Annotated in this window: 20 protein-coding genes; 9 read left to right on the plus strand and 11 right to left on the minus strand. The window is 60.6% G+C overall.

Features of this window, described 5'->3' with window-relative positions; genetic code table 11:
- Positions 1 to 355 precede the first annotated feature (355 nt).
- Entirely contained in the window at positions 356 to 607 is a 252-nt protein-coding gene (gene oprI, locus ACYZTM_RS06020) for an outer membrane lipoprotei OprI (RefSeq protein WP_002553018.1), read from the plus strand.
- 123 nt (positions 608 to 730) lie between these two features.
- Here oprI and ACYZTM_RS06025 read toward each other — a convergent pair whose 3' ends face one another.
- The 3 genes from ACYZTM_RS06025 to ACYZTM_RS06035 all read right to left on the minus strand — a co-directional run bounded on the left by ACYZTM_RS06025 (position 731) and on the right by ACYZTM_RS06035 (position 2,760).
- Complete coding sequence (locus tag ACYZTM_RS06025) at positions 731 to 1,702, minus strand: L,D-transpeptidase family protein (protein ID WP_131060027.1); 972 nt, start codon at positions 1,700 to 1,702, stop codon at positions 731 to 733.
- A 102-nt stretch (positions 1,703 to 1,804) separates the two neighbouring features.
- Positions 1,805 to 2,098, minus strand: a complete 294-nt coding sequence (locus ACYZTM_RS06030) for a hypothetical protein (RefSeq protein WP_003226812.1) — start codon at positions 2,096 to 2,098, stop codon at positions 1,805 to 1,807.
- Between the two features lie 56 nt (positions 2,099 to 2,154).
- Entirely contained in the window at positions 2,155 to 2,760 is a 606-nt protein-coding gene (locus ACYZTM_RS06035) for an arylesterase (RefSeq protein WP_131060026.1), read from the minus strand.
- Positions 2,761 to 2,770: 10 nt separating this feature from the next.
- Here ACYZTM_RS06035 and ACYZTM_RS06040 point away from each other — a divergent pair, with 10 nt between their 5' ends.
- Genes ACYZTM_RS06040 through greB form a run of 3 tightly spaced genes read left to right on the plus strand, consistent with a single transcriptional unit; the run spans position 2,771 to position 6,490 of the window.
- The gene (locus tag ACYZTM_RS06040; RefSeq protein ID WP_461987591.1) at positions 2,771 to 3,454 is read left to right on the plus strand and encodes an ABC transporter ATP-binding protein; all 684 of its coding nucleotides are present in this window, start codon (positions 2,771 to 2,773) and stop codon (positions 3,452 to 3,454) included.
- Entirely contained in the window at positions 3,454 to 5,958 is a 2,505-nt protein-coding gene (locus ACYZTM_RS06045; protein ID WP_461987593.1) for an ABC transporter permease, read from the plus strand. The genes ACYZTM_RS06040 and ACYZTM_RS06045 overlap by 1 nt, the downstream gene beginning before the upstream one ends.
- Positions 5,959 to 5,992: 34 nt before the next feature.
- The gene (greB, locus tag ACYZTM_RS06050) at positions 5,993 to 6,490 is read left to right on the plus strand and encodes a transcription elongation factor GreB (RefSeq protein ID WP_033057207.1); all 498 of its coding nucleotides are present in this window, start codon (positions 5,993 to 5,995) and stop codon (positions 6,488 to 6,490) included.
- A 4-nt stretch (positions 6,491 to 6,494) separates the two neighbouring features.
- On the opposite strand, the gene ACYZTM_RS06055 is transcribed toward greB, so the two are convergent.
- The 3 genes from ACYZTM_RS06055 to ACYZTM_RS06065 all read right to left on the minus strand — a co-directional run bounded on the left by ACYZTM_RS06055 (position 6,495) and on the right by ACYZTM_RS06065 (position 9,011).
- Positions 6,495 to 6,803 carry a class I SAM-dependent methyltransferase gene (locus ACYZTM_RS06055; RefSeq protein WP_438658195.1) on the minus strand — a complete coding sequence of 103 codons (309 nt, stop codon included), beginning with the start codon at positions 6,801 to 6,803 and terminating at the stop codon, positions 6,495 to 6,497.
- Between the two features lie 248 nt (positions 6,804 to 7,051).
- Positions 7,052 to 7,486, minus strand: coding sequence for a DoxX family protein (locus ACYZTM_RS06060; RefSeq protein ID WP_131060023.1), 435 nt, complete (start codon positions 7,484 to 7,486; stop codon positions 7,052 to 7,054).
- A gap of 103 nt (positions 7,487 to 7,589) precedes the next feature.
- A complete protein-coding gene (locus ACYZTM_RS06065; protein WP_461987596.1) occupies positions 7,590 to 9,011 on the minus strand; it encodes an MltF family protein in 1,422 nt (473 codons plus the stop codon).
- A 235-nt stretch (positions 9,012 to 9,246) separates the two neighbouring features.
- On the opposite strand from ACYZTM_RS06065, the gene ACYZTM_RS06070 reads away from it, so the two are divergent.
- The 3 genes from ACYZTM_RS06070 (at position 9,247) to ACYZTM_RS06080 (ending at position 12,341) form a co-directional block, all read left to right on the plus strand.
- Complete coding sequence (locus ACYZTM_RS06070; protein WP_461987598.1) at positions 9,247 to 10,056, plus strand: TatD family hydrolase; 810 nt, start codon at positions 9,247 to 9,249, stop codon at positions 10,054 to 10,056.
- Between the two features lie 204 nt (positions 10,057 to 10,260).
- Entirely contained in the window at positions 10,261 to 11,742 is a 1,482-nt protein-coding gene (locus tag ACYZTM_RS06075) for a methyl-accepting chemotaxis protein (protein ID WP_461987600.1), read from the plus strand.
- Between the two features lie 233 nt (positions 11,743 to 11,975).
- Complete coding sequence (locus tag ACYZTM_RS06080) at positions 11,976 to 12,341, plus strand: terminase (protein ID WP_461987602.1); 366 nt, start codon at positions 11,976 to 11,978, stop codon at positions 12,339 to 12,341.
- Here ACYZTM_RS06080 and ACYZTM_RS06085 read toward each other — a convergent pair whose 3' ends face one another.
- From ACYZTM_RS06085 to ACYZTM_RS06095, 3 genes are all read right to left on the minus strand, one after another.
- Positions 12,342 to 13,139 carry an acyl-CoA thioesterase gene (locus ACYZTM_RS06085; RefSeq protein WP_461987604.1) on the minus strand — a complete coding sequence of 266 codons (798 nt, stop codon included), beginning with the start codon at positions 13,137 to 13,139 and terminating at the stop codon, positions 12,342 to 12,344.
- Between the two features lie 240 nt (positions 13,140 to 13,379).
- Positions 13,380 to 14,147 (minus strand): CHAD domain-containing protein, encoded by a 768-nt coding sequence (locus tag ACYZTM_RS06090; RefSeq protein ID WP_461987606.1) that lies wholly within the window; start codon positions 14,145 to 14,147, stop codon positions 13,380 to 13,382.
- Positions 14,148 to 14,190: 43 nt separating this feature from the next.
- Positions 14,191 to 14,469, minus strand: a complete 279-nt coding sequence (locus tag ACYZTM_RS06095; protein WP_131060017.1) for a hypothetical protein — start codon at positions 14,467 to 14,469, stop codon at positions 14,191 to 14,193.
- Positions 14,470 to 14,691: 222 nt separating this feature from the next.
- Between ACYZTM_RS06095 and ACYZTM_RS06100 the strand changes: the two genes are divergently transcribed.
- Both ACYZTM_RS06100 and ACYZTM_RS06105 read left to right on the plus strand, forming a co-directional pair.
- Positions 14,692 to 15,738 (plus strand): patatin-like phospholipase family protein, encoded by a 1,047-nt coding sequence (locus ACYZTM_RS06100; protein ID WP_131060016.1) that lies wholly within the window; start codon positions 14,692 to 14,694, stop codon positions 15,736 to 15,738.
- A gap of 190 nt (positions 15,739 to 15,928) precedes the next feature.
- Complete coding sequence (locus tag ACYZTM_RS06105) at positions 15,929 to 17,242, plus strand: IS4 family transposase (RefSeq protein WP_131063535.1); 1,314 nt, start codon at positions 15,929 to 15,931, stop codon at positions 17,240 to 17,242.
- A 47-nt stretch (positions 17,243 to 17,289) separates the two neighbouring features.
- On the opposite strand, the gene ACYZTM_RS06110 is transcribed toward ACYZTM_RS06105, so the two are convergent.
- Both ACYZTM_RS06110 and ACYZTM_RS06115 read right to left on the minus strand, forming a co-directional pair.
- Complete coding sequence (locus ACYZTM_RS06110; protein ID WP_131060124.1) at positions 17,290 to 17,988, minus strand: response regulator; 699 nt, start codon at positions 17,986 to 17,988, stop codon at positions 17,290 to 17,292.
- 62 nt (positions 17,989 to 18,050) lie between these two features.
- Positions 18,051 to 20,702, minus strand: coding sequence for a sensor histidine kinase (locus tag ACYZTM_RS06115; protein ID WP_131060015.1), 2,652 nt, complete (start codon positions 20,700 to 20,702; stop codon positions 18,051 to 18,053).
- Positions 20,703 to 20,739: the final 37 nt, after the last annotated feature.

Below are 20,739 nucleotides of genomic sequence, written 5' to 3' on the forward strand. Positions count from 1 at the left end.
AACGCGCGCTTTTAAAGTCACCATCAAGATGGTTAAAGATTATGAGAGCCACGGCGCAAAATCCGAACAAAAGTATGGACGAATCCATGTAGACAGACTTTAGCCAAGATTGAGAAAAACAGCGCTGAGTGCACGGAACTTTTTTCGCCGGCTCGCTCAGCTCGGGCCTCCCAGCTGGATATTTTTTAAACAATGCAGTTAAAAGTTGCTCGAAAAAGAATCAACGCCTACAATTTTTTTTGCTTCTTGCTACACGTCAGTTTACTTACTAGAAGTAATGGGTAGTATGTACGCCGGCTATTTCCTCACTCTGAGGAGACAGCTACTTAATAGAAAGTCCTTGAAGGGGAACACGATGAACAACGTTCTGAAATTCTCTGCTCTGGCTCTGGCCGCAGTTCTGGCTACCGGTTGCAGCAGCGTATCGAAAGAAACCGAAGCACGTCTGACTGCTACTGAAGACGCAGCAGCTCGCTCCCAGGCTCGTGCAGACGAAGCTTACCGTAAAGCTGATGAAGCTCTGGCTGCTGCTCAAAAAGCACAACAGACTGCTGACGAAGCTAACGAGCGTGCTCTGCGCATGCTGGACAAAGCTAGCCGCAAGTAATAATCCTTCGGGATTGTTATCAAGCCGACCCATTTATGGGTCGGCTTTTTTATTGCCTGATGTTTCCTCTCGGCAACAAAAAACCCGCCGACGCGGCCTGCGTCGGCGGGTTCTTTTCAAGGGTTACTGCAGCGGGTCGATCGGCGCACTCGTCACCATCGGTGCCGAGGAGTTCGGCACTCCGATCTCCACCGGCAGGCCATCTTCCGCGGCAACCACGTCGCGGACCACATCCCAATTCATGCGCAGGTTATTGGTGATGTCCTCACGCTTGAGCATCGCGTTGATCACCGCGGTGTGTTTGTCGACCACAGAAGGGTTGCCCTTGTCGTCCAGCGGTGTGTGCGCTTCCAGATAGACCTTGCCACCACTGACGCCGAATTTGTACGGATCGCTGAGAATGCGTACCGACGTACCGACCGGCACCATGCCCGCCATTTCCAGCACGTTGTTGTTGAACATGCGGAAGCAGCCGTGGCTGGTGCGCATGCCGATGCCGAACTTCTTGTTCGAACCGTGGATCAGGTAGCCCGGCGTGCCCAGGGTGAACTTGAACGGCCCTAGCGGGTTATCCGGGCCTGCCGGCACGACGTTCGGCAGCGGATCGCCATCAGCGGCGTGCTCGGCCTTGATCGACGCTGGAGGAGTCCAGGTCGGGTTCGGCGTCTTGGCGATGATGCTGGTATGGGCAATCGGCGAGCCCCAGCCTTCACGACCGATACCCAGCGGGAAGGTGTAGACCACGTTCCGGCCTTTCGGGAAGTAGTAAAGGCGGTATTCAGCCAGGTTGATGACGATGCCTTCACGCGGGCCCGGCGGCAGGATAAAGCGCGTCGGCAGGACGATCTCGGTACCAGCGCCCGGCAACCACGGATCCACGCCCGGGTTGGCCGCGACCATTTCCGTGTAGCCCAGATCGTAGGTGGTGCCAAGGTCGGCGAAGGTGTCTTCGTACTTGGCCTTGATCACTTGCACCTGACCGATGATGTCTTCACCGGGTGGTGGCAGGGGCAGCTCCAATGCGGCTACGGGGCCCGCCACACAAAGGGCGGCAAGAGACAGGCAGCGGGTGACGGCAGGAAAACGCGGCAACATCCGGAAAATCCTTCGCATGATCGACAAGGGTATAAAAACGCGATTGTACACCGGAGTCTGGAATTTCGGGGAGTTGGCCGATAGCAAGCTATCTTTGATGCTCTATAGCTCGAACCGCAACTCTGGCCAGATCGGCGAGGTGCCGCGTTTTTGCGATTCCAGGATGGCCCGGCACAGCGAACACAGGCGCTGGTCCTGGAACACCCGGCGGTCGACACTCGACCAGCGCGGTTGCGCGGGCAGCAGACTGCCGCACAAGGTTCGATCGGCCGAGCCGCCCAGCTCCAGCTGACGAGTCACCAGATGCACCCGCACTTCCTGGCAGGCGAACAGATCCAGCTGTTCGTCAGGCTCGATCAGTTGGTAGGCAAAAAGGGACCAGGCAGGACGCGGCATCGGGGGCTCCAAATCGGGGGCGCCACCTTAGCCGAAACACCGCCGCTAGAAAAGCGTCAAAGCAGCGGTTTCAGTGTCGGCCAGACATTTTCCAGCAACTTGTCCTGAGCCCCGACAGCCGGGTGCAAGCCGTCGGCTTGCATCAAGTCCGGATGACCGCCCACGCCGTCGAGAAAAAACGGCACCAACGGGATCTTTTTCTCGTTGGCCAGCGTGCTGTAGACCTTCGCAAAGGCCTCGGTATAACGAACGCCGTAGTTGGGTGGCAATTGCATGCCGAGCAGCAGCACCTTGGCGCCACTGGCGCGGGAGCTGTCGATCATCGCCGCAAGGTTTTGTTGCAATTGCGTTGGCAGCAATCCGCGCAGGCCATCGTTGCCGCCCAACTCGAGGATTACCAACTCAGGCTTATGCTCTGCAAGCAGCGCGGGCAGGCGCGCCTGGCCTCCGGCGCTGGTGTCGCCGCTGATGGAGGCGTTCACCACCTTATCGTCGAAACCTTCGCGCTTGAGCCGTTGTTCAAGCAACGAGACCCACCCCAAGCGGGTATCCAGGCCGAAACCGGCGCTGATACTATCGCCAACGATCAGGACAGTACCCGCCGCTGCGTTCTGGGCCATGCACATCAAGGCCAGGCCAGCACTCAAAAACCACACACGCATCGGATTCTCCATGGGCGCAAGCATTCTCACCGCGAAGAACCTCAGCAAAGTGGTTCCCAGCGCGGAAGGTGAACTGACTATCCTGCACGAACTCAGCCTCGAACTGAACAAGGGCGACAGCCTGGCGATTGTCGGCGCCTCCGGTTCCGGTAAATCCACCCTCCTGGGCCTGCTCGCCGGCCTCGACCTGCCGAGCAGCGGTGAAGTCACCCTCGCAGGGCAAGCCCTGAGCAATCTCGACGAAGACCAGCGCGCGCGCATTCGGGCCGAGCATGTCGGTTTTGTGTTCCAGTCCTTTCAGCTGCTCGACAGCCTCAACGCCCTGGAAAACGTCATGCTGCCGCTGGAACTTGATGGCCGCAAAGACGCCCGTGAACGTGCCACTCAATTGCTCCAGCGCGTTGGCCTGGGCCAGCGCCTGACTCACTCACCGCGCCAGCTCTCCGGTGGCGAGCAGCAGCGCGTGGCGATTGCCCGGGCGTTTGCCGCCGAACCCGATGTGCTGTTCGCCGACGAACCCACCGGCAACCTCGACAGCCATACCGGCGAGCGCATCAGTGACCTGTTGTTTGAACTCAATCAGGAACGCGGCACGACCCTGGTGCTGGTGACCCACGACGAACGCCTGGCACATCGCTGCCGGCGCCTGATCCGCCTTGAAGCCGGCCTGCTGGTCGCCCCTCTGGAGCCTTGATGGCACGCCTGCCGCTGTTGCGCCTGTTCAGTCTTGCCATCCGCCAACTCCTGCGCGACGCCCGTGCCGGCGAACTGCGTGTGCTGTTTTTTGCCCTGGTGGTCGCCGTCGCGGCGAGCACCGCCATCGGTTACTTTGGTGCCCGCCTGAACGGCGCCATGATGCTGCGCGCCACCGAGTTTCTCGGCGCCGACCTGCTGCTTGAAGGCAGCTCTCCCGCGCGGCCCGAACAGATCAAAAGCGGCACGGAGCTGGGACTCGAACACGCTCAAGTGGTGGAGTTCTCCAGTGTCATCGCCACCGACAACGGCATTCAGCTGTCCAGCATCAAAGCAGCCGACGACGTGTATCCGCTGCGTGGCGAACTGAAAAGCGCCCCGCAGCCCTTCGCCCCGGAAGAAGCCGGTGGCGGACCGAAACCCGGCGAAGCCTGGGTCGAAGCGCGGCTGTTGACCGCGCTCGATTTGAAGATCGGCGACAGCATCGATGTCGGCCTGCGCTCCCTGAAACTGGCGCGAGTCCTGACCTACGAACCGGACCGTGCCGGCAATTTCTACAGCCTCACGCCACGCGTGCTGATCAACCTCAGCGACCTCGCCGCGACCGGCGTGGTGCAACCGGGTAGCCGGGTCAGTTACCGCGAACTCTGGCGCGGCAAAGCCGAAGCGCTGGAATCCTATCGTCAACTGATCAAACCCGGCCTGGCCGCCAACCAGCGCATACAGGATGCACGCGACGGCAACCGGCAGATTGGCGGTGCGCTGGGCAAGGCCGAGCGTTACTTGAACATGGCCAGTCTGGTGGCGGTTCTACTGTCCGGCGTGGCCGTGGCGCTGTCGGCGACGCGCTTCGCCACCCGCCGCTTCGATGCCAGTGCCTTGTTGCGCTGCCTGGGCTTGTCGCGCCGGGAAACCATGGTGCTGTTCAGTTTGCAGCTGACGGTACTCGGCCTGCTTGCCAGCCTCGGTGGCGCCCTCCTCGGCTGGCTCGCACAGCTTGGATTGTTCGCTTTGCTGCATGATTTGTTGCCGACCGATGTGCCACCGGGAGGGTTGTTTCCAGCCATTGCCGGGATCGGCACCGGGCTGGTGGCATTAGCCGGTTTTGCCCTGCCGCCACTGGCTGCACTCGGTCGAGTACCACCGTTACGGGTTCTGCGTCGGGACATGCTGCCGATTCCTTCCAGCACCTGGATGGTCTACGGCACCGCCTTGGGCGCCCTCGGCCTGATCATGTGGCGCCTGAGCCTCGATCTGGTATTGACCTTCGCCCTGCTCGGCGGCGGCGTGATTGCGGCGCTGATCCTCGGTGGCCTGCTGTTGCTCTTGCTCAAAAGCCTGCGTCGGATGCTGGCACGCGCTTCGTTGCCGTGGCGCCTTGGGCTGGGCCAACTGCTGCGTCATCCTCTCGCGGCAGCGGGACAAGCCCTGGCGTTCGGTCTAATCCTGTTGTCCATGGCGCTGATCGCATTGCTGCGCGGCGAGTTGCTGGACACCTGGCAAAACCAATTGCCGAAAAACGCGCCAAACTATTTCGCCCTGAACATCTTGCCAGCCGACAAACAGGCCTTCACCGATCGCCTGATCGAACTGTCAGCCCAATCGGCGCCACTGTACCCGGTAGTGCCCGGACGCTTGATCAGCATCAACGGCGAGCCGGTGCAGGAAATCGTCAGCAAGGATTCAGCGGGTGATCGGGCCATCCAGCGCGACCTGAGCCTGACCTGGGCGGCGGATCTGCCGACCGGCAACAAACTCACGGCGGGCAACTGGTGGAGCGAACAGCCACACGACGACGTACCTGGCGTGTCGGTGGAAGGCAAGGTTGCCGAAAGCTTGAAGCTCAAGCTCGGCGATCACATGGTGTTTACCGTTGGCGGGGCCAATCGCGAAGCGAAAGTCACCAGCCTGCGGGAGATCAATTGGGACAACTTCCAACCGAACTTCTTCATGATCTTCCAGCCCGGCACGTTGAAGGATTTGCCGGCGACCTACCTGACCAGTTTCTATCTGGCGGCCGGTCACGATCAGCAGATTGTCGACCTGTCCCGGGCCTTCCCGGCGGTGACCATTCTGCAAGTCGAAGCCTTGCTGGAGCAGCTACGCAGCATCCTCGCCCAGGTCACCCTGGCGGTGGAATATGTGCTGCTGTTTGTATTGGCCGCGGGAATGGCGGTGTTGTTCTCGGGCTTGCAGGCGACCCTCGATGAGCGCATTCGCCAAGGCGCGCTGTTGCGCGCTCTGGGGGCCGAACGGCAGTTACTGGTCAAGGCACGGCGAATCGAGTTCGGTTTGCTCGGCGCGGTCAGCGGGCTGTTGGCGGCGCTGGGTTCGGAACTGGTGAGCCTGGTGCTTTACCGCTATGCCTTCGACCTGCCGTGGCATCCGCACCCGTGGCTGTTGGTGTTGCCGTTGATTGGCGCGGTGCTGATTGGCGGCGCCGGCGTGTTCGGTACCCGTCGCGCGTTGAACGCCAGCCCCCTGACAGTGTTGCGCGAGGGTTGATAGACTCAAGGCCTTTCCTTCACAAGAAGTTGCCATGAGCCGTTATCGCCCTCCCCGCACCGCTGGCACCGCGCTGATCACCCCCGAAGGTGAAGCGCGGATGCGGGCCGAGTTTCATGAGCTCTGGCATGTCCGTCGGCCTCAGGTGACGCAATCGGTCAGCGAGGCGGCGGCACAGGGTGATCGCTCGGAAAACGCCGAATACACCTACGGCAAAAAGATGCTGCGCGAGATCGACAGTCGCGTGCGCTTTCTCACCAAGCGGCTCGAAGCACTGAAGGTTGTCAGCGAGAAGCCCAGCGACCCGAACAAGGTCTACTTCGGCGCCTGGGTCACCATCGAAGATGAGGACGGCAAAGAGTCACGCTATCGCATCGTCGGGCCGGATGAGCTGGACTTGAAACTGGGCCTGATCAGCATCGACTCGCCGCTCGCCCGCGCCCTCATCGGCAAGGCGCTGGACGCCGAGGTTCGGGTCCAGACACCGACCGGTGAGCAGTGCGTGTACATCGTGGCGATCGAGTATCTCTAAAGCTTCAGCGGCGCGTAATCAGACCTTGCCGGGCGACCCGGGTCAGTTGCCTGATCACTTCCGGTGCGTCTTCAACGCTGGGCGATTGAATCACCGCCAGATCAAAACTGTCGCTGGCAAATCGCGCCAGCGATTCACCGTCTTCGACAAACTGGATCAGGAACGCCGCGGGCCCGCCAGTACGACGTGGCCAGCCATCGAGATAACGCAAGAGCGTCGGCTGATGTTTTCCGCCAAGCAGGATTTTTGGATTGCGCTGGGTGAGGTGTGCCGTGATCGGCGCGGGGCGTACAACGGGGCTTAGTGCATTCATTGTGTCGTGTCTCTGCCTCAAAAGTCTGCATGGCAGGTGAGAGGCAACACCGAACCAGCGCTTTAGCGGTATTTCGAAGCCTGTTTCAAGCTTCTATCGGTAACTGGATGAGTCACCTGACGCCCCGCAAGTAGCTGTTTAAATCGGCGCATGAGCAGCATCCTAGAGAAGCTGACCGGACAGTGTCAAGAATGACGCGCAACAAAAAAGGCCCGCGCAATGCGGGCCTTTTCGTTGAGCCAGAGCGGTCAGTCAGCGATCGCGCGGTCTACCGACAGTTTGCCGGCACCCTCGATCAGTACAGCGATGCTGCCGCCGAGCAAGGCCAGGGCGAATTCATAACCGTTGTTGGACATGAACAGACCGTGGCTGATGTGCACAGTGAAAATGGCGACCAGCGAAAGGAAGGCCAGACCCAGTGCTGCCGGACGTACCAGCAGACCGATGATCAGGGCCAGACCGCCGAAGAACTCAGTACCACCGGACAGGATCGCCATCAGGTGACCCGGTGCCAGGCCCAGGCTTTCCATGTACTGCGCGGTGCCAGCAATGCCGTAACCACCGAACATGCCGAAGAGTTTCTGCGCACCGTGAGCGGCGAAGATGATGCCGACGAAGATCCGCAGAACGGTCAAGCCGTAGCCAGCGCGGGTAAACAGTACCTTATTGATCAGTGTGCTCATGCTGTGTCATCCATTATGATTGTGTGTTGGTTGGCCGCTATATTAATCGATAAACCTAATGTTAAAAGCGCAATTTTTGCGACATAACAATCAGTTATGTCGATTACTTACGTGAGGCAACTTTCTGCCCCTGGGGCTCCAACGACTCCCTTTCACGATCGAACGCCAGGTAATACTTGTTCACACTATTAACATAGCTGACGGCGCCCATTCCCACCTGCTCCATGGCAATGCGTTCGACCTGGAAGAACCACTGATTGGGATTCAAGCCGCGCCGCCGGGCTTCGGCGCGCATGCCCTGCACCCGTTCCGGCCCCATGTTGTAAGCCGCCAGCACGAACGCCATGCGCTCGCGCTCATTGAGTTTGGGGCTGGCGAAGAATTTGCGACGGATCATCGCCAGGTACTTGGCACCGGCCTGAACATTGGCGTCGAGGTTCTGAATGTTGCTGACCCCAACACGCTGGGCCGCGGACGGGGTGATCTGCATCAGCCCGGTGGGGCCACTACCGCTGCGGGCATTGGGTTGCAGCGCTGATTCCTTGAAAGCCAGCGCCGCCAGGTTCAGCCAGTCCATGCCTTGGGCATCAGCGTGCTTTTGCAGCACCGGGCGAAGTTTTTCCAGACGCTGCCGGTCAGCTTTGGCCAATGGATAGTGCACTTGATACAGACGTCGATAGATACGCAGGAACGCCGCATCCTGATCCGACGGTTTCTTGTAGGTCGTCAGGAAGCGATCAATGCTCGCGCGCAGCATCGAGGCGTCACGGCGCACGAACCAGTATTCCTCGCCCGGCTCGCTGATCAGCACCTGCTTGTCGAAGCGCAACTTGGGCAGGATCTTGCCCCAGCGTTCGGCAATCGGTTGCTCGACGATGGTCAGGTGAAAAATCCCGCCCTGGACCATTTCCAGCACATCCTCGACGGCAAGACTGGGGTCGACCCATTCGATTTTCACCGGTGCCAGTTTGTGCAGGGCGAGCTTTGAATTGATCTGACTGACCGCGTCCCCGGCGGCACTGCCGGTGGGCAGCGCCAGGGTTTTGCCCGAGAGTTGTTCGACTCGGGTGTAACGGCGCTCACCTTTGATCCCCACCAGCACCAACGGGATGTTGCTGGCAATCGGTTCGCTGCTGCTGACGGCGTGGCCCGGTTGCAAATCGAGCAGCTCACCCGGCGCAACCAGGTCACCTTCCCCGCGTTGCAAGGCACCGAGCAGTTGATCCTTGGCTTTGGGAATGATCTTGAGGGTGATTTCCTGACCGTCACGGGCGTGACCGTTGAGGTACTGCTCGAAGGCGCGCAGGCGGTGGTATTCGACACCGATGGCCTGGCCCTGGACTTCCCCGGAGCTGTTGCGGCTCTGGTTGACCAGCACCCGCAACACACGACTGCTGCGAATCTCCGTCAGGTCACGGACCTTGGCCGCCGGCACGGCTTGCAGCGGGCCGGCCAGACGCGCAACCGCCGGCATCGGCAGCAGCAACGAACAGCACAGCAAAAGCAACATCGAGGGACGTGTCATCCACTCTCCGGAAAGAATACTGGGCCGACCTCACGAATTTTCATGAAATCGAACGACAGAAACAGAGCGCCTTGAGCGCTGACAAAGTGCGAAAGACTGGCACAGTGATGGCACCTTGGCCACCCCGGCGTGTCTCGCGGCATCAAGAGACAGCTTTAACTCGTTGTAGTTCTTGGCTTTTCTTCTAAATCTACAGCTCTGATATGCTTTCCGGCCTTTGGTCCGAGGTAGCACCATGCAACTCATCGATATCGGCGTCAACCTGACCAACCCCAGTTTTGCGGATAAGCACCAGGCCGTACTCGATCGCGCGTATGCCGCGGGGGTCTGCCAACTGGTCCTGACCGGCACCAGTGTCGAGGGCAGCGAACAGGCACTGGAACTGTGCCGACAATTGGACGAATCGGCTCAGCGGCTGTTTGCCACCGCAGGCATTCACCCTCATTCAGCCAGCGACTGGAACGCCGACAGCGCCCAGCGCCTGCGCAGTTTGCTCAAGGAGCCCAACGTGGTGGCCGTGGGTGAATGCGGGCTGGATTTCAATCGCGATTTCTCGCCGCGCCCACAGCAGGAAAAAGTCCTCGAAGAACACCTGGCGATGGCGGTCGACCTGCAATTGCCGGTGTTCCTCCACGAGCGCGATGCCAGCCAGCGACTGCTGGAAATCCTCCGTGATTACCGTGATCAGCTGCCGGCCGCAGTGGTGCATTGCTTCACCGGGGAAAAGAAGGCGCTGTTCAGTTACCTCGATCTGGATTTGCACATCGGCATCACTGGCTGGATCTGCGACGAGCGCCGGGGCACCCATCTGCATCCGCTGGTGAAGGAGATCAAACGCGGGCGTCTGATGCTGGAGAGCGATGCGCCGTATCTGCTGCCGCGCAGCTTGCGACCCAAGCCGAAGAACGGTCGCAACGAGCCGGCGTATTTGACGGAAGTGCTGCGGGAAGTGGCGTTGCATCGGGGTGAGACGGAAGAGGATCTGGCTGCCCACACCACTTCCTGTGCACGTGCGTTCTACGGCCTGCCCTCAATCCCCCAGTAACCACGAATCCCCCTGTAGGAGCGAGCCTGCTCGCGATAGCGCCCTGTCAGTCACCAATGTTGGATGTGCCGACGCTATCGCGAGCAGGTTCGCTCCTACAGGGATTTTTGGTGATCATTGATCCACATCAAGTCCGGAATCCCTGCATAGCGGCACAATGCTGGCACCTTGCCAAAGCTGTTTCCGCTATCAGAGAAGACCTCCATGGGTGCCTGGCTTAGCAACATCTCGCTGAAATACAAATTCTGGGCGGTCAATGCAGTCGCCTTCATCACCACGCTCATGCTGGTGTTGTACGCCGTGCAGCTCGAGCAACAGGCCCGCAGCCATGCCTCTCAAGCAGCGGCTCAGGCTCAGGCACGCTTGCTCAATGCCTGGCCTGCCGGGCAACCGCTACCAAAGGCCGATAATCTGCTGACCTTCAGTCGCGGGCAGGCGCCGTTGCTGAACGAGCAGCCGGTGCTGGAACTGGTCGATGCCAATGGCTGGGTCGAGATCAACGTCATGCCGCTGTTCGGCGACAACCCGTTGATGGGCGCCGAGGTGTTCTCTCGCCCCGACGGTCAGCAGCTCGCGGTAGTCGCCCACGGCCCGAGCCTGAGCCAGGTGTTCGGCGAACGCTTCGCCAACTACGCGGTGGCGGTGTTCATCTTGATGCTGGCGATGCTGGGCGCTTCGCAGTTGTTGATCCGCTTCCTGCTGAGTCAACTCAACACCTTGAAAGACGTGATGCTCCACGTCGAGAAAACCGGCGACCTGTCAGCCCGTGTGCCGCTGGCCTGCAAGGACGAAGTCGGGCAGATGGCCAATGCCTTCAATGCGATGCAGGCCGGTTACCAGCGAGTGGTCAACACCGTCGCCAGCACCGCCCGGCAATTGGATGTCGGCGCGGCGCGACTGGCCTCGAGCATGAACGAGGTGCGTCATGGCATGCTCGGCCAACAAAGCGAAACAGATCAAGCCGCCACGGCGATCAACGAAATGACCGCCACCGTCTATCACATCGCCCAGCACGCCGGCGCGACCCGCGACCTCTCGCAAACCGCGGACACCTTGGCCGGCAGCGGGCAGGAAGTGGTCAGTCGGGTGCAGAAATCCATCGCTGGGTTGTCCAGCGGCGTGCAGCAGACGGCGGAGATGATCCAGCGCCTCGCCGAGGACAGTCAGAAAATCAACGGCGTGGTCGGCGTGATTCACAGCATTGCCGAGCAGACCAATCTGCTGGCGCTGAACGCAGCGATTGAAGCGGCCCGGGCCGGCGAAATGGGGCGCGGCTTTGCGGTTGTCGCCGATGAAGTGCGCAACCTGGCCAAGCGTGTCCAGACGTCCACTGACGAGATCACCATCATGGTGTCCGCTCTGCAGGCCGGGACCCGGGACGCTGTGGACTTCATGCAGGAAAGTTCGTTCAAGGCCGACGACTGCGTGCAACAGGCCCAGGAGGCTGGCGTCGCGTTGGCGCAAATCACCAGCGCGGTGGCGCAAATGCGCGAAAGCAATACACAGATTGCGGTGGCGGCCGAGCAGCAGAGTCAGGTCGCGGAAGAGATGAACCGGGCGGTGGTGAGTATTCGGGATGTGACCGAGAATACCGTGCAGCAGACGGTGGATTCGGCGACTACCAGTAATGAACTGGCGGCGTTGGCCGGGGAATTGAACAAGGCTATAGGGCAGCTCAAGCTTTGAGGGCCCCTTCGCGGGCAAGTCGGATCGACGCACCGCTCGCTCCTACGGAAGCTGCGTACGAACTGTAGGAGGGAGCGGTGCGTCGATCCGACTTGCCCGCGAAGGCGTCAGCCTGGCCAACATCAATCCTGACCATCACCGCTATCACTTCGATAGCCAACCTCGATTCGCCGCCCGCTCTTGCCCCGCCTATTCTTCAATCATGTGTTCAACATGGATCGAGGATTAGCATCATGGGCAAACGTCATCCCAACCTTCCCGCCTGGCAATGGCGCGTCTACCCTGGCAATCACCAGCACCCGACCAATCTGGTGTTGCACCTGATTGCCGTGCCGCTGTTCATCGTGGCGTTTCTGCTGATTGTTTCCGGGGTGTTCGGCCTGAATTTCGCGAACTTCGCCATCGGTGTCATTGGCGTGATCGCCGCACTGGGCTTGCAACGCCACGGCCATAGCCTGGAGGCGCAAGCCTCCGAGCCGTTCAGCGATCGCAAAGATGAGCTGTCGCGCTTGGTCGTCGAGCAGTTCCTGACCTTCCCACGGTTCTTCTTGAGCGGCGGCTGGTGGCGCGCCTGGCGTGAGCGCCACCGTCGTCACTGATCAGGCGAAAATCGTTACCGTCTGCCGGCTCATGGCGATCAACTGACCGTCCGCGCTCCACAGTTTCGCGGCCGCATGGCCGTAGCCGTCGGCGCCATGCTCGATTTCAACCAGGTACTTGCACCAATCCAGCGTGCTCAGCTCAAGCACCGGCTGAACAAATTCGATGGTCCAGGTCAGCGTGCTGCCCATCGCCGGTTTGTTCAGGTGCGGCAACAAGGCCGGTGGCCAGGCGTCCACCAGCGCCAGAATATGCGACTCACTGACCGCCTCTTCCTTCACATCCCCACGCAAACGCACCCAGCCACCCATCTCGCGGGACTTATTGCCGGTGAACGGCAGACCGCCGACACTCCAGCGCATCGCCAGATGCTGCATGAATTCCGGGAGTACGCCTTTGATGTACGGCAGTTCCTGACAGTCGTCCCAGTGTTTCATTTCAGGTGCAGGCTCGGCCGCGACCGCGACTTCGGAAAGTCGGGACGCGCCGAAGCTGCCCTGGATCAGCGTCACCACTTGCCCCTTCTGCATTGCCCGGCCCAGCACCTGACTGACGGCTTTGCCTTCGCGCAACACATCGACCTCAAAACTGACCGGCACTTCGGGTTCGACCGGTCCGACAAAGGTGATCGCCAAGGAACGCACCGGTCGATCCGCCGGGACTTTTGCACGCATGGCTTCGTATTGCAACGCGGCCACCAGGCCACCGAAACTCGCACGTCCTTGAGCCCATCCGGCCGGGATAGACAGCTCCAGTGACTGGCTGCGGACGGCGTCGAGCAAATCGGAAAAGCGCATGGAAACCTCGGTGCGGAAAAAGGATGTAGGGATCTTAACCAGCCAGGGAGACTGGCACAGCGCTTATTCCGGCCAAATAGGCTGACAGATAGGCCGCGTTGAACATCGATTCCAAATTCAACAGAGATCCACTGTGGGAGCGGGCTTGCTCGCGAAGAGGGTCTGACAGTCAACATTTGCGTTGAATCTCAGACCCTCTTCGCGAGCAAGCCCGCTCCCACATTTTGATTTGTGTTGTTTTCAGGATTTGAAGCAGGCGTTGCTGAGTTTGTCGAGGACGCGGTCGGCGCGCTCTTCGGCCTCGGCCATTGTGGTTTTCCAGACCGCGACGCAAGGCTGCAAATCGGCTTCCTGTTCGGCCCTGGCCAGCCATTGCCAGCAGTCGTGCCAGTCGCCCAGGGCACCTTGCGCAGCCTTCAAACGCGGCATCGCCGCCTTGGGCAATCGATCAAGTTCGGGATAGGCTTCGATGCCATAGCGCACGCGTTTGATCAGCAGGCGCAAGCGATGGCGATCGTGGGCGGGATCGTGCAGGGCCTGATCGAGCTTCTTCCATTGTTTGGCCAGGCGTTTTTCGATGCGTTTGCGCAAGCCCTTGAGCAAGCCCTGACGCTGGGAGGCGCGCAGAAAACGCGGAAAGGCGTCGAGGATCATCAACAACTGCGTCACCTCGGGGCTTATCGCCACCGCCGGATAAGCCGCGGCCATCTGCGCCATGCGCCGTTGCGCCGCTTCCGGTTGATCGTGCTGGAGCAAGTACGCCGCCAGCACCTCGCGATCACGCATGGGCGTGGTCAGCTCGCCAACCCGGGACGCCGCCGCTTCCAGCTGCTCGACGCCGGGAAGCCCACGCAAAGGCCGCAACAGGCTGCGCAAACGGCGAACCGTAGTGCGCAGGTCGTGCAAAGCCTCCGGGTCAGTGCGCGCACTCAGACGTGCCTGGCAGGCCAGCAGGCGAACCTCCATACCCAGTACTTGAGCCACCAACCGATCAACCAAGGCAGGCATTTTTTGCTCCCTGAAATGAATTTCCCTAAGCCTAGATCATGCCTTAACGGCCGGCGCGTGACTCACGAATATAGAAACGCGCCTTCTCGGCCTTCTTGGTGCAGCCTTCGAAGCCTTCGAATTGCTGTTGGGTCTTGGCCGCCGTCAACAGCGACAAGGCCTTGGAGTAGCTGACGGTGCCGGCAAAACCCTCGGCCTTGGCCAGGTCCAGTTCATGCCACGCGGCATCGAGCCCGCCACCGCAACTGTCACGATAAGCGGTTTTGCCGGCACAACCGGCGAGTGCCAGGGCAATCAAAGGCACACAGATCCAGGCTTTCATCAATCACACCTCAAAAATAGGTAAACAGTCCTGCAGGTAAGACGGTCTGGCACGTGAAAAGTGCCTTGGCCCCACCGCGCAAACTTCAAGCGCTCACGAGAATACCCATGTCCGCCATGGAGTGTCGAAAAAACGACGCTCTCGGCCCGCCGAGCGACCTTGGCGATTGAAGCGCGCCCCTTGATGGGTGCATTGTTGAACCTTGTCAGACGAGGGCGATTCATGAAAAAGCGTGTCGCGCTGGTGTTGGGCTCGGGTGGAGCCCGGGGTTATGCCCATATCGGTGTCATTGAAGAAATCGAACGGCGCGGCTACGACATCGCCTGCATCGCGGGATGCTCGATGGGCGCCGTGGTCGGCGGGATCTACGCCGCCGGCAAACTCGACGATTATCGGGACTGGATCGAAAGCCTGGACTACCTCGACGTCTTGCGTCTGGTGGACGTCAGTTTTCGCCTGGGCGCGATTCGCGGAGAGAAGGTGTTCGGACAGATCCGCAAGATCGTCGGCGAGATCAACATCGAAGACCTGCGCATCCCTTACACGGCGGTGGCCACCGACCTGACCAACCAGCAGGAAATCTGGTTCCAGGAAGGCTGCCTGCACCAGGCCATGCGGGCCTCGGCAGCGATTCCCAGCCTGTTCACGCCAGTGATGCAGGGCAATCGCATGCTGGTGGACGGCGGCATCCTCAACCCTTTACCGATCGTGCCCGTGGTATCGAGTCACTGCGACCTGATCATCGCGGTCAACCTCAACTCCACCAACCAGCGCCATTATCAACTGCCGGTGATTCAGCGTCCGGCGGCGTTCAAGACCCGGTTCGACAGCCTGATCAACTCGCTGGGTTCAAAAATGCCGTTCCGGCGCAAGCAGGCGGAGCAATTGCTGCTGTTGGAGAAGGAAGCGTTGATGGCGGAAGCGGCCGACATCAACCCCTGGATCGAATCCGCCGAACCCGAAGCCCAGCAACCGGCGGCCGCCCCCGAACGCGAACGCGAAGGCGCGCCGAAGTCCGCCACCGGTTCTTTCATCATCGACAACGTGGGGCCGGCGTCTTTGCTGGACCTGATCAACCAGAGTTTCGAGGTGATGCAGACGTCATTGGCGCAGTACAAGATCGCCGGGTATCCGCCGGATATCCTGATCAACGTGCCGAAACGGGTGTGCCGGTTTTTCGAGTTTTACAAGGCACCGGAGTTGATCGCGCTGGGGCGGGAGATTGCGCGGGATACGCTGGATCGGTATGAGAGCGAGCGGGATTCCTGAAGTTCTCGAGTGAATCTGAGGGCCTCTTCGCGGGCAAGCCTCGCTCCTACAGGATTTGAGTCGCTTACAAAGCCTGCGAACGACTCAAATACTGTAGGAGCGAGGCTTGCCCTAATGCCAGTCAGTTAAGAAATTGACTTGCCCGCCCAGCAGTAATAGAAACGGGCTTATGTTTTTATGAGCCCGCTTCATGTCCCTACAAAACGCCCTTCAAGAAGTTACCAAACTCAATCCGATCTCTTTCGAACGCTTTGCGCAACTGATCGATCCCCTGTGGATCGAGCAAGCGCTGGCCTCGACCGGAACGGTTTCTCTGCGCCGTAGACGCCTGCCGGCCGAGCGTATTGTCTGGTTGGTGGTGGGGTTGGCCTTGTTCAAGAACGAGCCGATTTGGCTCATCGTGCAGCAGCTGGGACTGGCTTTGGGCGAAGCAAAGGTGCCTGTGCCCAGCGCAGCAGTCCAGGCCCGGCAACGGCTGGGAGCAGAGCCCCTTGCCGCACTGTTTAAGCAATTGGCAGAGTCATGGGGCGGTGCTGAGCAGCCAGCTTCGGCTGGCTTTTTAGGGTTACGCAGCTTTGCGGTAGACGGCGTGGTTTGGTCCACCCCTGACACACCAGAAAACCGCCAAGCCTTTGGTGGCGGGCGGACTCACTCGGGAGACGGAGCCTGGCCACAAGTGCGCGGTGTTTGCCTGATGGATACCTATAGTCACTTGATTCGGGCTGCCTGTTTTGGCGAGTTTGCTGTCGGCGAACTTCGCTATGCCAAAGGTCTGGAGAAAGCGGTAAGCGATCATTCGGTGACGATTTTTGACCGCGCCTATTACTCGGCGGCCCTCTTGCTCGACTGGCAGCACAGTGGAACCGAACGGCACTGGCTCATGCGGGCACGCAAACCGCTCAAGTACGAGGTGATCGAAGAGTTGGGCGCCGGTGATTGGCTTGTGCGACTGACGGTTTCCAGAGATGCGCTCAAGCAACGTCCAGACCTTCCTAGCCATTGGCAGGCAAGACTGATTGAGTACTCGATAGACGACAAACCCCGCCGCTATCTCACCTCGTTGATCGATGCCGAACGTTACCCTGCCAATCAGGTGGCGGGGCACTACAACGAACGCTGGGAAATCGAGTTGGGTTACCGCGAGATCAAGCAAAACCTGCTCAAAGGAGAGCAATTACGCAGTAAACAACCTGATCTGGTGCGTCAAGAACTGTGGGGAACTCTGCTGGCCTACAACCTGATCCGTCAGGAAATGCGCTTGATGGCTGAAGAAATAAAGGTGGTACCGCAACGCTTGAGTTTTCTCTGGTTGTCTCAAGCGGTCAGCAATGCGCTGCGCTTCTGTCCGCTGGAAACGCCAGGCACGATCCCTAAACGACTGGCAGAACTGAGAATCCAGGCTCAGCACTTCATACTGCCAGCCAGACGAGAGCGAAGTTACCCAAGAGTGGTCAAGCCTAGACCAGTCAAATACCCCAAAAAGAGGGCTGGAGGGCTTAACTGACTGGCATTAAGGCTTGCCCGCGAAGACATAGGCCGGACAACAAAGGCCTAGAGACTAACCTCACTCAACAACCGATACCCTACCCCAGCCTCGGTGACAATAAACCGAGGCTGAGTCGGATCATCCGCCAGCTTCTGCCGCAAATGCCCCACCACAATTCGCAGATAATGACTGTCCTCGGTATGCGTCGGCCCCCAAATATCTTTCAGCAACTGCTGCTGCGTGATCACCCGCCCGGGATGCCGCGCCAGTTGCGCCAGCACCGCATACTCCTTGCGAGTCAACGCGACTTCGGTGCCTTCGAGCAGCACCCGGCGATAGGCCAGATCCACGGTCAACGGGCCAAATGTCAGCGCCGCTTGTTGAGCTTCGCCAACCGGCGCCTGTCGCAACAAGGCCCGCACCCGGGCAAGGAACTCCTGAATGCCGAACGGCTTGGTCACGTAGTCGTTGGCACCGCCATCGAGCGCTTCAACCTTCTGGCCTTCGCTGGCACGCACCGAGAGCACCAGCACCGGCACCGTCGACCACTCGCGAAACTCGCGCAGCACTTGCTGGCCGTCCATGTCCGGCAGGCCGAGGTCAAGCACCAGCAAGTCGGGTTTGTTCAACGCCGCCTGGGCCAGGCCTTCGTTGCCGGTGCCGGCCTCCAGCACTTTGTAGCCTTGGGAGGCGAGGCTGATGCGCAGGAACTTGCGAATCTGCGGTTCGTCGTCGATGACCAAAATGGTCGAGGTCTGGCTCATGGTTTCCGGTCGCGGCATGGAGATGTCCAAAGGGTATCAGGCTTCACGTTCAACGCTCACTTTCAGCTCTCATTTTCAATGTCTGGTTGCTCCTGCAAGGGCAAGTGCAACGTGATGCAGGTGCCGCGCCCTTCAATGCCGTCTGCGACGCTGATCCGACCGCCATGCGCGCCGACCATGCCCTGACAAATCGCCAGTCCCAGCCCAGTGCCCTGCCCGCCCCGATCACCGCGCGCGGCGGTATAGAACATGTCGAAAATCTTCGCCCGCTCCTCCTCCGGAATCCCTGGTCCCTCATCGCACACCGAGAAAAACAGCTCACGGTCATCGGCTCCGGCGCGTAATTGTAGACGACCGTGAGGCGGCGAAAAACGCGCGGCGTTTTCCAGCACGTTGACCAGTGCCTGCTCGATCAGCGCGGCATGCACGTACAGCAGCGGTAATTCGGGCGGCACTTCGGTGCTGACTTGCAACGGCGCCAGTACCGCGCGCAGGCGGTTGAGTGAACTGCCGACGATGTCGGCCGGCGACACCCAATCCCGCGCCAGCTTCAAAGCGCCGTGACCGAGGCGCGTCATGTCCAGCAGGTTTTGTATGTAGCGGTCGAGGCGCTCGGCCTCATCGCGGGTGCCTTCGAGCAGTTCAAGGCGATCCTCCAGCGGGATGGCTTCACCGAGGGCCAGCAGGCTGTCGATGCTGCCGCGCATGGCGGTCAGCGGCGTGCGTAAATCGTGGGACACGGACGCCAGCAAGGCACTGCGCAACTGCTCGGTTTCGCCATGCAGGCGCGCCGCTTCGAGGTCTTCGGCCAGTTGCGCACGCGCCAATGCTTGAGCCAGCGGCTGACTCAATGCCGTCAACAAACGCCGACGCTGGCCGCTCAAGGTCTGGCCTTCTTTAGCACACACACCGAGCAGCGCCAATGGTCCGTCTTCTACTGAAAGCGGCCACCACCACCAGCGCCCGAACGGCAGCGTGCCAGTGCCCGCGCCTGCCGGTTGATCGTGTTGCCAGGCCCAATCGGCGGCGGCTCGCTCGGCTTCGGAAAACTCCAGCGGGCCACCGGCCTCGACTTTCCAGCCACCCTGGCCGTCGTGGTTGAGCAGGCACAATTGCAGATCGCTCCAACCATTGAGATGCTGGGCTGCGGCGCTGACCACGGCCTGGCGGTCAGTGGCGGCGGTGAGTTTGCGCGAAAGGTCGAGCAGTTCGGTGGTCTCTTCTTGGGTGTCGCGCAATGCCTGCAATTGCCGCCGTTGCCGCGCCGCGAGGTTACCGGTGAGGGCGGCCATCAGCAGGAAGAACAGCAAGGTCAACACATCTTCTTCGCGCTGGATGCGGAAGGAGAAGGTCGGTGGGATGAACAGAAAGTCATAAGTCAGAAACGACAGCGCCGCACAGGCCAGCGCCGGGCCTAGGCTGCTGCGCACCGCCACCAGCAACACGGCGGCGAGGAACACCAGCGAGATATTCGGCAGCGGCAAAACGCTCGCCACTGCCCAGGCCAAAGCACTGGCCAAAACCGTAGCCACCAGGGCCAGCGCGTAATCGAACCACACCAGCGACTGCGTTGATCGCTGTCGTGGCTGGTGCTGTTCGTGATCGCTGTCGAGGACGTTGATTTCCAGCCCGCGCGCATTGCGCAGCAGGCGAGACGCCAGACCACCGCCGAATAGTCGACGATGCCATCGCTGCCGGGACTGACCGACCAATACCAGACTGGCGCGGCGCTCGGCGGCGTGCTGGATCAGCGTCTTGGCGACTTCGCCAGCGCGCAATAAAACCACTTCGCCGCCGAGGCGCTCCGCCAGTTGCTGAGCACTTTGCAGGCGCAGGCGCGATTGCTCGTCGCGCACGCTCCCGTTGTCCACGTGCACCAGGCTCCACGGCAGATGCCGCCGCTGGGCAACGCGGCTGGCGTGACGCACCAGGCGTTCGGCCTGAGCATCGCCATCGACGCCGACCAGCAAACGACCGCGCACGGCCGGTGCCGCTTGACCGAGCTGCCGATAACCCTGGGCCAGGTCATTGTCGACTTGAGCCGCAGCAGTCTGCATCGCCAGTTCGCGCAGGGCGGTGAGGTTGGTCTGGGTGAAGAAGGCATCGATGGCCGCCCGTGCCTGCTCCGGCACGTAGACTTTGCCGTCGCGCAGACGCTCAAGCAGTTCGCGGGGCGGCAGGTCGATCAGCAGCAGTTCGTAGGCCTCTTGCAGCACCCAGTCCGGCAGGGTTTCGCGAACCTGCACGCCGGTGATTCCGCGCACTTGATCGTTGAGGCTTTCGAGGTGCTGGACGTTGACCGTGGTGAACACGTCGATGCCGGCGGACAGTAATTCCTGGATGTCTTGCCAGCGTTTGGCGTGGCGGCTGCCGGGGGCGTTGCTGTGGGCCAGCTCGTCCACCAGCACCAGTTTCGGTTGGGCGGCGAGCAGGCCGTCGAGGTCCATTTCTTCGAGCATCACGCCACGGTATTCCGAGCGCACCAAAGGCTGTTGCGGCAAGCCGCCGAGCAGCGCTTCGGTTTCGGCGCGGCCGTGGGTTTCGACCACGCCGGCGATGACTTTCACGCCCTGGCGCAATTGGGTGTGGGCTGCTTGCAGCATGGCGTAGGTCTTGCCAACACCGGGCGCGGCGCCGAGGAAAACCTTGAGCCGGCCACGGCCATCGCGGGGCAGGTCTGCTAACAGCGCGTCGGCGCGGCCGGAGTCACTCATGCTTGAAGCTCACTTTATTCAGATGTTGATGTGGTGA

The organism is Pseudomonas sp. MDT2-39-1, assembly GCF_054898085.1.

Bases quoted from the DNA above. Each gene is read 5' to 3' on its own strand.
- oprI (WP_002553018.1), top strand. From the start codon at position 356: ATGAACAACGTTCTGAAATTCTCTGCTCTGGCTCTGGCCGCAGTTCTG.
- ACYZTM_RS06025 (WP_131060027.1), bottom strand. From the start codon at position 1,702: ATGTTGCCGCGTTTTCCTGCCGTCACCCGCTGCCTGTCTCTTGCCGCC.
- ACYZTM_RS06030 (WP_003226812.1), bottom strand. From the start codon at position 2,098: ATGCCGCGTCCTGCCTGGTCCCTTTTTGCCTACCAACTGATCGAGCCT.
- ACYZTM_RS06035 (WP_131060026.1), bottom strand. From the start codon at position 2,760: ATGCGTGTGTGGTTTTTGAGTGCTGGCCTGGCCTTGATGTGCATGGCC.
- ACYZTM_RS06040 (WP_461987591.1), top strand. From the start codon at position 2,771: ATGGGCGCAAGCATTCTCACCGCGAAGAACCTCAGCAAAGTGGTTCCC.
- ACYZTM_RS06045 (WP_461987593.1), top strand. From the start codon at position 3,454: ATGGCACGCCTGCCGCTGTTGCGCCTGTTCAGTCTTGCCATCCGCCAA.
- greB (WP_033057207.1), top strand. From the start codon at position 5,993: ATGAGCCGTTATCGCCCTCCCCGCACCGCTGGCACCGCGCTGATCACC.
- ACYZTM_RS06055 (WP_438658195.1), bottom strand. From the start codon at position 6,803: ATGAATGCACTAAGCCCCGTTGTACGCCCCGCGCCGATCACGGCACAC.
- ACYZTM_RS06060 (WP_131060023.1), bottom strand. From the start codon at position 7,486: ATGAGCACACTGATCAATAAGGTACTGTTTACCCGCGCTGGCTACGGC.
- ACYZTM_RS06065 (WP_461987596.1), bottom strand. From the start codon at position 9,011: ATGACACGTCCCTCGATGTTGCTTTTGCTGTGCTGTTCGTTGCTGCTG.
- ACYZTM_RS06070 (WP_461987598.1), top strand. From the start codon at position 9,247: ATGCAACTCATCGATATCGGCGTCAACCTGACCAACCCCAGTTTTGCG.
- ACYZTM_RS06075 (WP_461987600.1), top strand. From the start codon at position 10,261: ATGGGTGCCTGGCTTAGCAACATCTCGCTGAAATACAAATTCTGGGCG.
- ACYZTM_RS06080 (WP_461987602.1), top strand. From the start codon at position 11,976: ATGGGCAAACGTCATCCCAACCTTCCCGCCTGGCAATGGCGCGTCTAC.
- ACYZTM_RS06085 (WP_461987604.1), bottom strand. From the start codon at position 13,139: ATGCGCTTTTCCGATTTGCTCGACGCCGTCCGCAGCCAGTCACTGGAG.
- ACYZTM_RS06090 (WP_461987606.1), bottom strand. From the start codon at position 14,147: ATGCCTGCCTTGGTTGATCGGTTGGTGGCTCAAGTACTGGGTATGGAG.
- ACYZTM_RS06095 (WP_131060017.1), bottom strand. From the start codon at position 14,469: ATGAAAGCCTGGATCTGTGTGCCTTTGATTGCCCTGGCACTCGCCGGT.
- ACYZTM_RS06100 (WP_131060016.1), top strand. From the start codon at position 14,692: ATGAAAAAGCGTGTCGCGCTGGTGTTGGGCTCGGGTGGAGCCCGGGGT.
- ACYZTM_RS06105 (WP_131063535.1), top strand. From the start codon at position 15,929: ATGTCCCTACAAAACGCCCTTCAAGAAGTTACCAAACTCAATCCGATC.
- ACYZTM_RS06110 (WP_131060124.1), bottom strand. From the start codon at position 17,988: ATGAGCCAGACCTCGACCATTTTGGTCATCGACGACGAACCGCAGATT.
- ACYZTM_RS06115 (WP_131060015.1), bottom strand. From the start codon at position 20,702: ATGAGTGACTCCGGCCGCGCCGACGCGCTGTTAGCAGACCTGCCCCGC.